Genomic DNA, 15,284 nt, shown 5'->3' on the forward strand with positions numbered 1-15,284 from the left:
ACTCTTGAGAGGAACCCCTGCCGCCATGGCGATCCACCCCCACCCCCAAGCCCGTGAGGCCGACCCGGTACCCGAGGCCGACGGCCCCTGGCGCGACCCCTCGCTCACCCCAGAGGTGCGGGTGGCCGATCTCATCACCCGGATGACCCTCGAGGAGAAGGCCGCACAGCTCTACGGAATCTGGGTGGGCGCCGACGCCGAGGGCGACGGGGTCGCACCCCACCAGAACGACATGGTCGACCCGGTCGACTTCGAGGAGCTCACGACCCGCGGACTCGGCCAGCTCACCCGGCCGTTCGGCACCGCCCCGGTGGACCCGGGTGTCGGCGCCGTCGCACTGGCGCGGGCGCAGACCCGGATCGCCGAGGCCGGCAGGTTCGGCATCCCGGCGCTCGCCCACGAGGAGTGCCTCGCCGGCTTCACCGCGTGGGGCGCCACCGCCTATCCCGTGCCGCTGGCCTGGGGTGCGGCCTGGGACCCCGAGCTCGTCGAGGAGATGGCCCGTCTGATCGGCGCCGACATGCGGTCGGTCGGCGTCCACCAGGGGCTCGCTCCCGTTCTGGACGTCGTGCGGGACCTTCGCTGGGGCCGCGTGGAGGAGACCATCGGCGAGGACCCGTACCTGGTCGCGACGATCGGTTCGGCCTACGTCCGGGGCCTCGAGTCCGCCGGGATCGTCGCCACGCTGAAGCACTTCGCGGGCTACTCCGCGTCCGCCGGGGCGCGGAACCTCGCGCCGGTCCGTGCGGGCGGCCGTGAGATGGCCGACGTGATCCTTCCGCCCTTCGAGATGGCGCTCCGCGAGGGCGGTGCCCGCTCGGTGATGCACTCGTACGCCGAGATCGACGGGGTGCCCACCGCCGCGGACCCGGCACTGCTCACCGAGCTGCTCAGGGACACCTGGGGGTTCGGCGGGACCGTCGTCGCCGACTACTTCGGCATCGGGTTCCTGGAGACCCTGCACAAGGTCGCCGCCGGTCGCGCCGATGCCGCCCGGCTCGCACTCACCGCGGGCGTCGATGTGGAACTGCCCACCGTGCGCAGTTACGGCGACGAGCTCATCGCCGCAGTGCGTGAGGGAGCGGTGGCCGAGGATCTGGTGGACCGGGCTCTGCGCCGTGTCCTGCTGCAGAAGTGCGAGCTCGGGCTGCTCGACCCGAAACGGCCGGTCCTGCCCGCCGCGCTCGACGGGGTGGACCCGGACCGGGCGCGCGGCACCGTGGACCTCGACCCGCCGCGGAACCGGGCCCTGGCCCGGATCCTGGCCGAGCGGTCCTGTGTCCTGCTCGCCAACCCCGGCGATGTGCTGCCGCTCGGCGGCACCGGACGGATCGCGGTGGTGGGGCCACGCGCCGACGACCCGCTGGCCATGCTCGGCTGCTACTCCTTCCCCAGCCATGTGGGCGTCCTGCACCCCGAGATGCCGATGGGCATCGCCGTTCCGACGGTGCTCGAGTCGTTGCGCGAGGAATTCCCGGGTGCCGGGATCGACTTCGCGGAGGGCTGCGACGTCGACGGGGCGGACACTGCCGGAATCGCGCAGGCCGTGGAAATGGCCGTCGGCGCCGATGTCTGCGTGGCCGTGCTCGGCGACCGGGCCGGCCTGTTCGGCCGCGGCACCTCGGGCGAGGGCTGCGACGCGGCCGATCTGTCCCTGCCGGGTATCCAGGCCGAGCTGCTCGACGCGCTGCTGGACACGGGAACCCCGGTGGTCCTCGTGCTGCTGACGGGCCGCACGTACGCGCTCGGCGGCCGGGCCGACCGGCTGGCCGGGTGCGTGCAGGCCTTCTTCCCGGGCGAGGAGGGCGGACCGGCACTGGCGGGCGTGCTGTCGGGGCGGGTCAACCCCTCCGGACGGCTGCCCATCGGTGTCCCCCACGGTCCCGGCGGCCAGCCGTGGACCTACCTGCAGCCGCCGCTCGGCCGGGTCAACGGGGTCAGCAACCTGGACCCGACCCCGCTCCACCCGTTCGGCCACGGACTCTCGTACACCTCCTTCGAGTGGGAGGCCGGCGCTCCCGTCCCGGCCGAGCTGCCCACCGACGGCGCGACCGACCTCGAGCTCACCGTCCGCAACAGCGGCGAACGCGAAGGCGCCGAAGTCGTCCAGCTCTACGTCCACGACCCGGTCGCCCAGACCACCCGCCCCGAGTCGCGGCTGATCGGCTACGCCCGCGTGCCGCTCGCCGCGGGGGAGACCCGGCGGGTCCGCTTCCGCTTCCATGCGGACCTGGTGTCCTTCACCGGGACGGGCGGGCGCCGCATCGTCGAGCCCGGTGACATCGAGCTCCGCTTCGCCGCATCCAGCGACTACGCCGACGTTCGGCACACGGTACGGCTGCGCCTCACCGGGCCCGAGCGAACCGTCGATCACCGGCGCCGCCTCGTCTGCACCACGTCGCACGAGCCGGTGGTCCCGGAGAACTGACGGGCAGGGGCAGCGGTTCCCTGCCCGCCCGCTCCGCACGCCCGGGGGTGTGCGGAGGTGCTGTCGAAACTTTCGAAGGCTGCCCCGGAGCCCTCGGCGTGAGCCGAGGGCTCCGGACGGGGCGCCACTGCGAAAAGGCGTCTGTCATGCTCAAGGCAACCTGCTCGCTGGCCGTCGGTGCCGCCTCAAGTTGCCCGTCCGGCAGCCTGTTCCAGATGGTTCCGAGGCCTGCCACGCCGTCGCCCAGGGCTCGTCGGTCTGACCCTGGCGGGAATGTTCTCCCACACGATGACGATGGCCTCGTCGGACGCCAACGCGGTCTCCGCGGTCGTCACCCGCGACATCATCCCCGCGGTGGTCCGCCGCGCCAGGGACCTGTCCCCGGCGACCGGACTCCTCGTCGCCCGGGTGTGCACCGTCGTGTTCATCACCCTCAGCATGATCGTCGCCATCGAGGCGGACCATTCCGGTGGTGTGCTGGGCATCATCGTCGGACTCGTCGTGGCCGTGATGGGCCCCATCTCCATCCCGATGCTGCTGGGGCTGCTGCCGGCGTTCCGCAGGTTCGGGCCCCGCGCGGCCCTGTCCTCCTGGGCGTCGGGGCTGCTGGGCTACGTCCTCGTGAAGTCCGTGCTCGAGAGCACGGACCAGACCTTGGTGATCGTCACCCCGCTGGTCACCTCGCTGGTGGTGTACATCGCCGTCGGTCTGATCAGCCCGGAGCCCGACGACACCGCCGACGCGATCGTGGCGGCCCTGTCACCCGCCTCCGACGGCGACGGCGAAGCGGTGACAGCCACCGCTGCCCAGCCCGCCGCGTCCGGCGCCATCGACTGACGCGCCACACCCCCTCCACCCGAACACATGCCAAGGACTCATACCCGTCCAATTTGTCAAGAGTGTGAACAAAACTGGGAGAGCAGTATGGACCAGCACGTCCCGCACCACAGCAGTCGCCGATCGGTCCTGGGGGCCGGCCTGGGGCTGACCGCGCTCGCGGCCACACCCCTCGGCTCCCTGATGGGGATCACGGGTGAGGCGGCAGCGACGACACCGCTGTCCGGCGGCCCCGCCCCTCTCCGGCCCACGGACCCCGGTGCCTACGTCTCCTTCACCCCGCGCTCCGGCGCCTTCCCGCTGGTAAGGGCCGGCAGGGCGGCCCCGATCGTGGTCAGCGACAGCGACTACGCCGGAGTCGTGCGGGTGGCCGGTGACCTCCGGGCGGACATCGAGCGCGTCACCGGGGTCCGCCCCGTGCTCGCGCACGACACCGCTCCCAAGGGCAGCCGCGAGATCGTGCTCGTGGGAACCCTCGGCCGCAGCCCGCTGATCGACGCCCTGGTCGCCGCGCGCAAGCTCAAGGTCTCCTCGATCGAGGGACAGTGGGAGACCAGCCTGCAGACCGTGGTGGAGAAGCCGCTGCCGGGCGTTGACCGTGCCTTCGTGATCGCGGGCAGCGACCAGCGCGGCACGATCTTCGGCGCGTACGACGTCTCCCGGGGCATCGGCGTCTCGCCCTGGTACTGGTGGGACGACGTCGCACCCGTACACCGTGACGCGCTGTACGTCCTGCCGGGTCTGCACAGCCAGGGCACCCCCGCCGTGAAGTACCGCGGATTCTTCGTCAACGACGAGAACCCGGCGCTCGGGACCTGGGCCCCCGCCTTCTTCGGCCCCGGCAAGGCGCCGGGCTTCGAGGGCGGATTCAACGCCGACTTCTACGCCAAGATCTTCGAAGTGATGCTGCGGCTCAAGGCCAACTACCTGTGGCCCGCCGTCTGGGGCCGCGCCTTCGCCGAGGACGACCCGCAGAACCACGCCACCGCGAAGGCGTACGGCGTCGTCATGGGCACCTCGCACGAGGCACCCATGATGCGGGGGATCGAGGAGTGGAACAGGCATGCCGTCGCGGCCGTCCGTGACGGCGCGGGAAACATCACCAAGCCCGGCAACGACCCCTACGGCGGCACCGGGGAGTGGTCCTTCCGCCGCAACGCCGAAGCCATCAAGGCCTACTGGAGGCAGGGCATCCGCCGCATGGCGGACGAGGACTTCGAGGGTGTGGTCACCCTCGGCATGCGTGGCAACGGCGACGTCAGCCTGCCCGACGGCGACGGCATCGAGCTGATGAGCGAGATCATCGCCACCCAGCGCCAGATCCTCGCCGAGGAACTCGGCCCCGACGCCGACGTTCCGCAGGTGTGGACGCTCTACAAGGAGGTCCAGCGCTACTGGGACCGCGGACTGCGGGTCCCCGACGACGTCACCGTCGTCCTCACCGACGACAACTGGGCCAACATCCGCAAGCTGCCCGACCTGGAGAACGACGACCGCAGCGGTGGGTACGGCCTCTACTACCACTTCGACTACGTCGGGGTGGGCCGCAACTACAAGTGGGTCGACACCGCCTCGCTCCCCAACATGTGGGACCAGCTGCACCAGAGCGCGGCCTACGGCAACCACGGCCTCTGGATCACCAACGTCGGAGACCTCAAGGGCAACGAACTGCCCACCCAGTTCTTCCTGGAGTACGCCTGGAACCCCGACCGCTGGACCCTGGACCGGATCCCGGAGTGGGAGGAGCAGTACGCCCGGCAGAACTTCGGCGAGAAGCAGGCCGAGGACGTGGCCGCCGTCCTGCGCACCTACGCCCAGCTGCAGTCCCGCCGCAAGCCCGAACTGCTCAACCGGAGGATCACCCTCGACCCCGCCAAGGACCCGGCGAAGGACTCGTCCGCCATCGTCTACGACGACCGGGCCACCCCCTTCAGCCTGACCGACTACCGCGAGCTGGAGCGGGTCACGGGGGACTGGGAGCGACTGGACACCGCGGCGGCGCGCATCGGGCGCAAGCTCCCCGCCTCGGCCCAGGACGCCTGGTACCAGCTGGTCGGTTACGAGGTCCGGGCGACCGCCAACCTGTACGCCCTGCGTGAGGCCGAGTTCACCAACCTCCACTACGCGCCCCAGGGCAGGGCCCTCACCAACCAGCTCGCGGCCACCGCCGAGGCCAGGCTCGCCGACGACTTCGCGCTGGCGCGCCGCTTCAACACCGAGGTGGCCGACGGGAAGTGGGAGGGCTTCCAGACCCAGCCGCACATCGGTTACGGCGATGTGGACCGCTACGGCCCCAACGCTCCCTGGCAGCAGCCCGAGCTCAACAACGTGGCGATCGCCGACGAGATCTTCCCCGCCGTGCGCCGCATCGAACTCCCGCGCACGGCCGAGATGGGGGTGGCCATCGACGGCTCGGCCGCCTGGTGGCCGGCCGCGGGGCAGGACGGTGCCGAGCCCGTGCTGCCGGTCTTCAGCCCGTACCAGAGCCAGCCGGCGCAGTACGTCGAGGTGTTCAACCGTGGCTCCGAACCCTTCGACTACCGCATCCGCACGGGCGCGTCGTGGCTGATCGCCGACCGGACGCAGGGGCGGGTGGACGCCCAGACCCGGGTCACCTTCAGGGTCGACTGGTCACGGGCACCCGAGGGTGTCACCCGGGTTCCGGTCACCGTTTCCGGCCCCGGTGGCAGCGAGGTGGTCGTCCAGGCCGTGATCGACCGCCCCCAAGCGCGGCGCGCACAGCTCTCCGGCTTCGTCGAGGCCAACGGTTACGTCTCCATCGAGGCGGACCACTTCCACCGGGCGCTGGGCCGCGACGGCATCTCCTGGCAGCGCATCCCCGGCATCGGCCGCACCGGTTCGGGCATGGAGCCCTTCCCGGTCACGGCCGCACGCCAGACGCCGGGCGGGAAGGGGCCGAGGCTGGAGTACCGGGTCAGCCTGTTCACTACCGGGCCGGTCACGGTCTGGGCGTACCTCTCGCCCCGGAACAACGCACGGGCGGCCGACGGGCTCACGTACGCCGTCTCCTTCGACGACGACGCGCCGCAGTCCGTCAACGTCACCGCGGTCACCGGCGCCGACGACGGCACCATGAACCCGCAGTGGGCCCGTAACACCTCGGACAACGTCAACCGCACCAGCACCGCACACCACATCGGCCGGGCCGGCGTCCATGTGCTGAAATTCTGGATGGTCGACCCGACGGTGGTGCTGCAGAACCTGGTGGTGGACACCGGCGGCCTCAAGCCCAGCTATCTGGGCCCGCCGGAGAGTCTCCGGCTGAGCTGACCGGAGCGGGACGAGGAGGCGCGACAGGCATGAGCATCGAGATCGAGGACACCGAGGGACGCGGTGCGGCGCTGGAGGTGACCCCCGGCCCGGCCGAGGGCGCCCCCAGGGTCGGGATCCTGATCGAGGGCCCGTCGGCCGGCGCCTCCTGGTCCTGTTCCCCGGCCGCGGCCAGGGAACTGGCCGCGGCGCTCGTCGGGGCGGCCGAGGAGGCGGAGAACGCGCGTCTGTCGGATCCGGTGACCGTCAAGGCCCGCGAACTGCTCCGCGGCGACGTACGCGACGGCGACCGGGCCATGACGGTGGAGGGCGTCAGGGTCGACGGGGCGAACGTCCAGGTGACGTGGACGTCGGGCGGCGGACGCAGTTGGAGCCAGATGTACGCGGCCGAGGCCGACATCAGGCTCAGGCGGCGGCGGCCGGGGAGGTGAAGGGCGGACCCGGGCCGGTTGTACGAGAGGCTTCGTAATTCGACGTTTCCCGTAGTACGGTAGATCTCGTAGTACGGTGAATCTCGTATAAGGCGTGCTCGGCATGTCCGCCCGCCTGTCCTGCCCGTCGCATCGTCGCATCCAGAGGAAGCGGAGTCTCCCGTGAGCGCACTCTTCGAGCCCTACACCCTGCGGTCGCTGTCCATTCCCAACCGCATCTGGATGGCCCCGATGTGCCAGTACAGCGCGGAGACGTCGGGGCCGGACACGGGCGCGGCGAACGACTGGCACTTCGCCCACTACGCCTCCCGCGCGACGGGCGGCACGGGTCTGATCCTGGTGGAGGCCACGGCCGTCAGCCCGGAGGGCCGGATCAGCCCCGCCGACCTCGGCATCTGGAACGACCGGCAGGCGGACGCACTCCGCCGCATCACCGACTTCCTCACGCGCCACGGAACCGTTCCCGGCGTCCAGCTCGCCCATGCCGGCCGCAAGGCGTCGACGGACCGCCCCTGGCTGGGCGGCGGTCCGGTCGAGGCGACCCCGGACAGTGAGGGCTGGCAGCCGGTCGCCCCGAGCCCGGTCGCGTACGACGAGGGCCACCCGGTGCCCGCCGAGCTGACGGTCGAGGGCATCCAACAGGTCGTCGCCCGGTTCGCGGATGCCGCCCGCCGGGCGCTCGCGGCCGGCTTCCGTGTCGTCGAGGTCCACGGCGCCCACGGATATCTGATCGGTGAGTTCCTCTCCCCGCACGCCAACCACCGGACCGACGCCTACGGCGGCTCCTTCGAGAACCGCATCCGCTTCGCCCTGGAGGTCGTGGACGCGGTCCGGGCCGTGTGGCCCGAGGAACTCCCGGTGTTCTTCCGGATCTCCGCCACCGACTGGCTGACCGAGAACGCGGACGACGAGCGGGAGGGCTGGACGGCGGACGACACCGTCCGCTTCGCACGCGAGCTGCGGGCGCACGGCGTCGACCTGCTGGACGTCTCCACCGGCGGGCTCGCGCCGCGCGCGCAGATCCCCGTCGGGCCGGGCTACCAGGTGCCGTTCGCCGAGCGGGTCCGCACCGAGGCGGGCCTTCCGGTGGCCGCCGTCGGTCTGATCACCGACCCCGTACAGGCCGAGAAGATCCTCTCGGATGAGCGCGCCGACGCCGTTCTGCTCGGACGGGAACTGCTGCGCGACCCCTACTTCGCCCGCAACGCCTCGCGCGCACTCGGCGGAGATGTTCCGACACCCGAGCAGTACCAGCGGGCTGTCTGACACGAGGCTGCGCCCGGGGCGGGGGCCCGGGCTTTTCTCGGTACGCTGATCCGCGATGTTCACTCCACAGGGCCCGACCCTCCGCGAACTGGCCGTTCAGGCGCTCTCGTCCACGATGCGCGGGTACGACCTGCTCGCCCCCAAGTTCGACCGGACGCCCTACCGGACCCCGGACCGGGTGCTCGACGCCGTCACCCGGGCGGTGCGCCCCCTCGGCCCCTTCGACAGGGGGCTCGACGTCTGCTGCGGCACCGGAGCGGGTGTGGGCGTACTGGGCGAGCTGTGCCGGGAGCGGGTCACCGGAGTCGACTTCAGCGCCGGAATGCTCGCCGTGGCGCAAGTGGCGCAAGTGGCGCAAGTGGCGCAAGTGGCGCAAGTGGCGCAGGCGGCACAAGCCGCACGGGCGGCACAGGCAGGGGGCGACGGCGGTCCGCGGGTGGACTGGGTACGCGCCGACGCGCTGGCGCTGCCCTTCGCGCCGGTCTTCGATCTGGCCATCAGCCTCGGGGCGTTCGGTCACTTCCTGCCGAAGGAGCGCCCCGAGCTGTTCGGGCAGGTGTACGCATCGCTGCGGCCGGGTGGCCGGTTCGTCTTCCCGGTCGGTGCGCCGCCCCCGGTGGGTTCGCGTGCCTACTGGTCGCTGCTCGGCTTCGACGCGGCCATGCGCGTGCGCAACGTGCTGTGGCGTCCGCCGTTCGTCATGTACTACCGCACGTTCCGGCTTCCGGATGTGACGGAGGATCTCGTGCGCACCGGATTCTCCGTGCGGCTGCTTCCCCTCACGGACCTCGGCCAGGGCCCGGACGGCAGTCCCCGCGCCCGTCTGGTGGTCGCCACCCGCCGGTAAAACTACGACAGGTCTCGTACAATGGACAGCCCGGACGAAGTGGAGCCACAGTGACATCGAATGCCGCCCGTGCGCTCGCACACCCCTCGCGGGACGAGATCCGCCTGGAGGACGTGCTCCATGCGCTCTCCGACCCGATACGACTGCGGATCGTGCGCCAACTGGCAGGCGCCGCAGATGAACTGGCCTGCTCCCGCTTCGGGCTTCCGGTCACCAAGTCCACCAGCACGCATCACTTCCGGGTGCTGCGCGAAAGCGGTGTGATCCGGCAGATCTACCGTGGCACCGCCAAGCTGAGCGGCCTGCGGACGGAGGACCTGGACGCCCTTTTTCCGGGCCTGCTCGACAGTGTCCTCGGTGCGGCGGACCGGCAGGCGAAACGTCTCGGGGAGGACTGACCCCACGGCGGGCCGCTCAAGGGCTGTCCCGTCACCCGGTGCCGTCGCCCCGTGCCGCGTCGAGCAGTCCGGGCCAGTCGGGGATCTTCACCCGTCCACGTCCGAGCGAACGGCCCAGTGCGGCCTCCGCCCGCTCGATCGACAGCCAGCCGTTCCACTCCACCGGCCGCAGCCCCCAGTCCCTCAGGGCGCCCAGCGGGTCGGCGGGCACTGCCCTTTCCGCCAGCAGCGGCGCGTCGTCGATCAGCGAGGCGACCGTCTCCTTGGCGCAGGACCTGTTCGAACCGATCACTCCCGTCGGGCCTCGCTTGATCCACCCGGCGACGTACTCCCCGGGCGACGCGACCCCGTCCCGCAGCACCCGGCCGGCCAGATGCGGCACCGTGCTCCGCGCCGGGTCGAACGGCAGACCGGGCAGCGGAGTCCCCCGGTAGCCCACGGCCCGCAGCACGAGTTGGGCCTCGATGTCCTCGTAGCCACCGGTGTCCCGCACTCCACCGGCACCGTTCGGAGCCGTCCGCGCGAACCTCACACCCGCCACCCGTCCGCCCCTCTCCAGCAGCTCGACCGGGCGCAGGAAGAAGCGGAGCCGGATGCGGCGCTCAGGGTCACCCCCCAGGGGCGGCGGATCGGCCGACCACCCGCGCAGCACCTCCAGATTCCGCCGCACCACGGCGGGCAGCGGCGGCGTCCCGGGCGCGCCCGCCGGGGACGCGTAAGCAGGGTCGAGGGCCAGCTCCGCACCGTCCACGACCATCCGTGCGCGCGGCAGCGCACCGAGCTCGCGCAGTTCCTTCGTGGTGAACCTCGCCTGTGAGGGGCCGCGCCTGCCCGCGATGTGGACCTCCCGGACCCGGCTCGCCGCGAGTGCGTCCAGGGCTGCCGGGGGCACATCGGTGGAACGCAGCTCCGCCGCGCCGCGGGCCAGGATCCGGGCCACGTCGACCGCGACGTTGCCGACGCCGATCACCACGGCCGAGCGCGCCCCGAGCGTGAAGCCGTCGGCGGCCGTGTCCGGGTGCGCGCTGTACCAGGAGACGAACTCCGTCGCGGAGAAGCTCCCCGGCAGATCCTCGCCGGGAACGGCGAGCGGGCGATCGGCCGCCGCACCGACGCAGTAGACCACCGCGTGGTACAGCTCCTTGAGCCGGGCGGGTGACAGCCCGCCCTCGCCGCCCACCTCGACATGCCCGACGAAGGTGATCCGGTCGTCCTCCAGAACCGCCCGGAGGCTGTTCTGGAGCGACTTGATCTTCTCGTGGTCGGGGGCGACACCGTAGCGGACCAGACCGTACGGGGTGGGCAGCCGGTCCAGTACATGGACCCGCACATCCGGCACCCGCGACTGCTGCAGCAGGGCCTGGGCGGTGTAGACACCGCTGGGGCCCGAACCGACGACGGCGACACGAAGCACGGCGCACCTCTTCCCGCAGGATGCCTCCAGCATCGCACCGCGGCGCGAAACGGGGGAGAGGCACGCGGGGTCCGGTTCGCCCGGGCCGTCAGGTCATCAGCTTGCGCATCCGGTCGATCTCCACGGTCTGCTGGGCGACGACATCGGTGGCCATCTCCTCGACGGTGACGTTGTTGCCGTCGGCGAGTGCCTCCGTCGCCATCGTGATCGCGCCCTGGTGGTGAGTGATCATCAGGTCGAGGAACAGTGCGTCGAAGGCCTTGCCCCGTGCCGCGCGCAGCTTCTTCAGCTGGCCCTCGGTCGCCATGCCGGGCATGGCGGAGTGGTCGTGGGACTCTGTGCGCTTGTCTCCGCCGTTGTTTTTCAGCCAGCCTTCCATCGCGCCGATCTCCGGCTTCTGACCTGCCGATATGCGTTCGGAGAGCCGTTCGACAGATGTGGAGGCGCTCCGTCCGGAGACCAGTGCGGTGAGGACCAGGGCCTGCTTGTGGTGCTCGATCATCAGCTCGGCGTAGCGGAAGTCCGCGGAGTTGGGGGTGTCGTCCCCGGCGGCCTTCACCGCCTCCTCGGCGGAGAGCGTCCTTGCGGGCTCGCCCGGTTTTCCGGGCGCCACCACCGAAGGCCCCTTGCCCGTCGCGGATTTCGTCTCCTTGTCGCCGCTTCCGGAATCGCAGGCCCCCAGGGCGAGTACGGCCACCGCGAGCGTCGCCGCGAGAGCGGTTGCGCGTGCGCGCGGGATCTGACAGCGAATCAACACGGCGACCTCCTGTGCCACATGGGTGTGTTGCAGACCGTCCTAACACCTTCCGCAGGGCAAAGATCAAAAACTTTTATTACGTCTCTGTTGCCATCTGTTGGTGTGTACATGCGAGGGACGATACTGCCGGGGTCGATGCACCGTTCAACCATGAACGGCCACAAGGGAGGACGCAGTGACCTCGTTGCACACCACCAGAGTGCGGCGCAGACGTCTGGGTGTGGCGGCAGCCGCGGCCGGACTGATCGCCACGCTGTTCACGGCCGGGCCCGCGGCCGCGACACCCGACCCCGGTGACAAGGCTGCCACCAGCAGCGGTGTCTCCGTGAGCCAGCAGGCCGAAGCCAGGGCCGCCATCAAGAGCGGCGAGATACCCGGCGTGGACGAGATCGTCCACAGCGACAACATCACTCACGTCGCCAACGTTCCGAAGGACGCGCTGAAGGGCACGAACTCGGACCTGGTCTTCCAGGGCAAGTACGCCTTCTCCGGAAACTACGACGGCTTCCGGATCTTCGACATCAGCAACCCGAAGAGCCCGAGGACCGTCGCACAGGTCCTGTGCCCCGGTTCGCAGAACGACATCTCGGTCTCCGGGGACCTGCTCTTCCTGTCGACCGACTCCTCACGCAGCGACAACTCGTGCGCCAGCACCACCCAGCCCGCCACGGAGAAGTCCTCCTGGGAGGGCATGAAGGTCTTCGACATCAGCGACAAGCGCAACCCGCAGTACGTCGCCGCAGTCGAGACCGCGTGTGGTTCGCACACCCACACGATCGTTCCCGAGCGCAAGAACGTCTACGTGTACGTCTCCTCGTACTCGCCCAACGCGACGTTCCCGGACTGCCAGCCGCCGCACGACGGGATCTCCGTCATCAAGGTGCCGCGCAACGCTCCCGAGGAGTCCCGGATCGTCAACTTCCCGATCCTCTTCCCGGACGGCGGGAACCCGGGCGCTCCGGACAACCCGGGTGTCTCCAAGACCACCGGCTGCCACGACATCACCGTGCTCCCGTCGAAGGACCTGGCGGCCGGCGCGTGCATGGGGGACGGTCTGCTGTTCTCCATCGAGGACCCCGAGAACCCGAAGATCATCGACCGGGTCCAGGACAACGTGAACTTCGCGTTCTGGCACTCCGCGACCTTCAACCAGGGTGCCGACAAGGTCGTCTTCACCGATGAGCTCGGCGGAGGCGGCGCGGCCACCTGCAACGACGAGGTCGGTCCGAACCGCGGCGCCGACGGCATCTACGACATCATCGGCAGGGGCGACCACCGCAAGCTGGTCTTCCGCAGCTACTTCAAGATCGACCGCCCGCAGGCCGAGACCGAGGTCTGTGTCGCCCACAACGGGTCGATCATCCCGGTCAAGGGCCGCGACCTGATGGTCCAGGCGTGGTACCAGGGTGGCGTCTCCGTATGGGACTTCACCAACTCCGCGAAGCCGAAGGAGATCGCCTTCTTCGAGCGCGGTCCCATCACGACCGCGGCCGTCACCACGGCCGGTCCCTGGTCGGCCTACTACTACAACGGCTATATCTACTCCAACGACATCGCCAAGGGCTTCGACGTGCTGAGGCTCGACGACTGGCGGACGGACCCGGCGAAGCGGGTGCGGATGCACGAGCTCAACGTGCAGACGCAGCCGGACTACTTCGACCGCTGACCCGGCCGCATCTCCGCACGAAACGCCGTGCCCCGCCGGGTGGATCGCACCTGGCGGGGCACGCTTAATTCATTGACCGACGAGCCACGCGGGGACATGCTGTACCCCTGGATCCGGCGACGCGGGGGATCGCCGGAATCAGAGGACCCAGCAACACCGGCGGGAGCCGGACGGTACCGGCGGGGCAACGGCGGTACCAGCCGGGGCCCGTGCCACACCGGAGGCTCTCAGGCCGCAGGCCTCACGCTCGTACCCGCCGCCGCGGCCCACTCCACCAGCAGGCTCTGGTACTCCGTCTCGTCGTCCGGGGACAGCAGTCCGCCCGAGCGCTGCCACAGGTCACGGATCTCTTCGTTGACCACTGAGGCGGAACGCACGGAACCGGACGTGTTCGGATACGGGGACATGCGTCCAGGCTAAGGCCCCTGTCCGACAATCAGCCCCATCGGCGGACAGGACATCCCTCACACCGTCTCCAAGAAGTCTTCACGAAGCGTGCGGATCCGGGCGCCCGTCCGCGAGCGCCACCAGCCCGAGCGCACGGAGCCCGTCCGGCCGCTCCCGTACGGGCAGGTGATCCACGAAACGCACGTCACAGCCCAGTGCGGCCGCGCCCCCGTCCGCGTGCCGGTCGTCGCCGACCATGACCACGTCCGACGGATCGCGCCCCAGCAGCGTGCAGGCGGTCCGGAACAGGCGGGGATCCGGCTTCTGGATGCCGTGCTCGAAGGACAGGACGTACGCGTCGACCAGGCCGTCCAGGCCGTGTGTCCGGAAGACGGGCCGCAGATCCCAGCCGATGTTGCTGACCACAGCGACCGCGATCCCGTTGTGCCGCAGCCCACGGAGCACCTCCATGGCATCGGGGTACGGGCGCCATGCCTCGGGCGTCATATGGCGGTCGTACAACGCGTCGCACAGGCCGGGATCCGGCAGCTCGGCCCGGTGGGCCAGCCCGGTGTACGCCTGCCTGTGCAGCTCCGCGCTCCTGTCCCGATCGGCCCAGGCCGCCGTGAGGTGCGACGGAACCCGCTGCGGATGAGGGCCGCCCGGCAGGGCCCCGGCAGCTGTCAGCCGCTGTACGAACCGTCGGAAGTCGGCCCGTCCCATGGTCGCGCCCCGTGCGTCGAGGACGGCACGCAGCCACGAGTCGACCGACTCGATACGGAAGAGGGTCCCGGAGAAGTCGAAGAGCACACCTTTGACGGCCATGGTCCCTGATCCTCGCCGTTTCACGGGCGTCGCGACAAGGCCGCGTCCCGTCCGCCGCGCCGCCGGAGTGCCGTGTAACCGGCTGTCGAGAACGCGACCACGGCGGCGCCCAGCAGCAGGCCGCCCACGACATCGGTCATCCAGTGCACCCCCAGGTAGAGGCGTGTGACGGCCACGCCCACCACGGAGACCCCCGCCACCGTCAGTGCCGTACGCCACAGCCTCGGCCCCGCGCCGTAGAGGCGCAGCAGCCACAGCAGCAGTCCGCAGCTCACCACCGCCGTCATCGCGTGGCCCGACGGAAAGGCCGCGTAGTTCGCCGAATCCACCGGGTCGGGCCACCGGGGGCGCTCGCGGCCCAGGGCGGCCTTCAGCCCTTGCTGAGACGCCGTGGCGAGCGCACTGGTCGCGGCCACCCACACCGCGAGCAACCGCGCCCCGCGCCACCACAGGGCGATCACGGCGACGGCGATCAGGGCGCGCATCGTCCAGGGGTCCCATACCCAGTCCGTCAGCACCCGGTTGACCTGGACGAGCCCGGACTCGGTCACCGCTCTGCGGTGCAGAGCCTCGGCGACCGTGCGGTCCAGCGACATCAGGGGTGACCAGCGCACCGCGACCAGGATCAGCAGCACAGCGGCCAGGGCCGCGCAGATGACTCCGGTCGTCGGAAAGCCGGCTTCGGTGTGCGGGGGCCGGGAAGGGGAGTGCATGGGGACGATCCTCGCGGACGTGGG

At 70.7% G+C, this 15,284-nt stretch carries 13 protein-coding genes; 8 read left to right on the top strand and 5 right to left on the bottom strand.

The window, feature by feature from the left end:
* The first annotated feature begins 25 nt into the window (after nt 1-25).
* The 7 genes from OG844_RS41280 to OG844_RS41310 all read left to right on the top strand — a co-directional run bounded on the left by OG844_RS41280 (nt 26) and on the right by OG844_RS41310 (nt 9,498).
* A complete protein-coding gene (locus OG844_RS41280; protein ID WP_406388194.1) occupies nt 26-2,428 on the top strand; it encodes a glycoside hydrolase family 3 N-terminal domain-containing protein in 2,403 nt (800 codons plus the stop codon).
* 177 nt (nt 2,429-2,605) lie between these two features.
* Nucleotides 2,606-3,265, top strand: a complete 660-nt coding sequence (locus tag OG844_RS41285) for a sodium:solute symporter family transporter (RefSeq protein ID WP_406388192.1) — start codon at nt 2,606-2,608, stop codon at nt 3,263-3,265.
* Between the two features lie 87 nt (nt 3,266-3,352).
* Nucleotides 3,353-6,556 (top strand): glycosyl hydrolase 115 family protein, encoded by a 3,204-nt coding sequence (locus tag OG844_RS41290; RefSeq protein WP_406388191.1) that lies wholly within the window; start codon nt 3,353-3,355, stop codon nt 6,554-6,556.
* 29 nt (nt 6,557-6,585) lie between these two features.
* Nucleotides 6,586-6,987, top strand: coding sequence for a hypothetical protein (locus OG844_RS41295; protein ID WP_384610511.1), 402 nt, complete (start codon nt 6,586-6,588; stop codon nt 6,985-6,987).
* A gap of 162 nt (nt 6,988-7,149) precedes the next feature.
* Nucleotides 7,150-8,253 (top strand): NADH:flavin oxidoreductase/NADH oxidase, encoded by a 1,104-nt coding sequence (locus OG844_RS41300; protein WP_406388190.1) that lies wholly within the window; start codon nt 7,150-7,152, stop codon nt 8,251-8,253.
* Between the two features lie 55 nt (nt 8,254-8,308).
* Nucleotides 8,309-9,100: a class I SAM-dependent methyltransferase gene (locus OG844_RS41305; RefSeq protein ID WP_406388189.1), complete on the top strand. Its 792-nt coding sequence runs from the start codon at nt 8,309-8,311 to the stop codon at nt 9,098-9,100.
* A gap of 50 nt (nt 9,101-9,150) precedes the next feature.
* Complete coding sequence (locus OG844_RS41310; RefSeq protein ID WP_406388188.1) at nt 9,151-9,498, top strand: transcriptional regulator; 348 nt, start codon at nt 9,151-9,153, stop codon at nt 9,496-9,498.
* A 31-nt stretch (nt 9,499-9,529) separates the two neighbouring features.
* Here the strand turns inward: OG844_RS41310 and OG844_RS41315 are convergent, their stop codons facing one another.
* Together OG844_RS41315 and OG844_RS41320 are read right to left on the bottom strand one after the other, a co-directional pair.
* Complete coding sequence (locus OG844_RS41315) at nt 9,530-10,912, bottom strand: FAD-dependent oxidoreductase (protein ID WP_406388187.1); 1,383 nt, start codon at nt 10,910-10,912, stop codon at nt 9,530-9,532.
* An 88-nt stretch (nt 10,913-11,000) separates the two neighbouring features.
* Nucleotides 11,001-11,687, bottom strand: a complete 687-nt coding sequence (locus tag OG844_RS41320) for a DUF305 domain-containing protein (RefSeq protein WP_406388185.1) — start codon at nt 11,685-11,687, stop codon at nt 11,001-11,003.
* Between the two features lie 157 nt (nt 11,688-11,844).
* Here OG844_RS41320 and OG844_RS41325 point away from each other — a divergent pair, with 157 nt between their 5' ends.
* Nucleotides 11,845-13,335, top strand: a complete 1,491-nt coding sequence (locus OG844_RS41325; RefSeq protein WP_406388184.1) for an LVIVD repeat-containing protein — start codon at nt 11,845-11,847, stop codon at nt 13,333-13,335.
* A 227-nt stretch (nt 13,336-13,562) separates the two neighbouring features.
* On the opposite strand, the gene OG844_RS41330 is transcribed toward OG844_RS41325, so the two are convergent.
* From OG844_RS41330 to OG844_RS41340, 3 genes are all read right to left on the bottom strand, one after another.
* Complete coding sequence (locus OG844_RS41330; RefSeq protein ID WP_383175449.1) at nt 13,563-13,742, bottom strand: hypothetical protein; 180 nt, start codon at nt 13,740-13,742, stop codon at nt 13,563-13,565.
* Between the two features lie 79 nt (nt 13,743-13,821).
* On the bottom strand, nt 13,822-14,547 hold the full coding sequence (locus tag OG844_RS41335; protein ID WP_406388182.1) for an HAD family hydrolase: 726 nt from the start codon (nt 14,545-14,547) through the stop codon (nt 13,822-13,824).
* A 20-nt stretch (nt 14,548-14,567) separates the two neighbouring features.
* Entirely contained in the window at nt 14,568-15,260 is a 693-nt protein-coding gene (locus OG844_RS41340) for a phosphatase PAP2 family protein (RefSeq protein ID WP_406388181.1), read from the bottom strand.
* Between the last annotated feature and the right edge of the window lie 24 nt (nt 15,261-15,284).

The organism is Streptomyces sp. NBC_00887 (assembly GCF_045207585.1).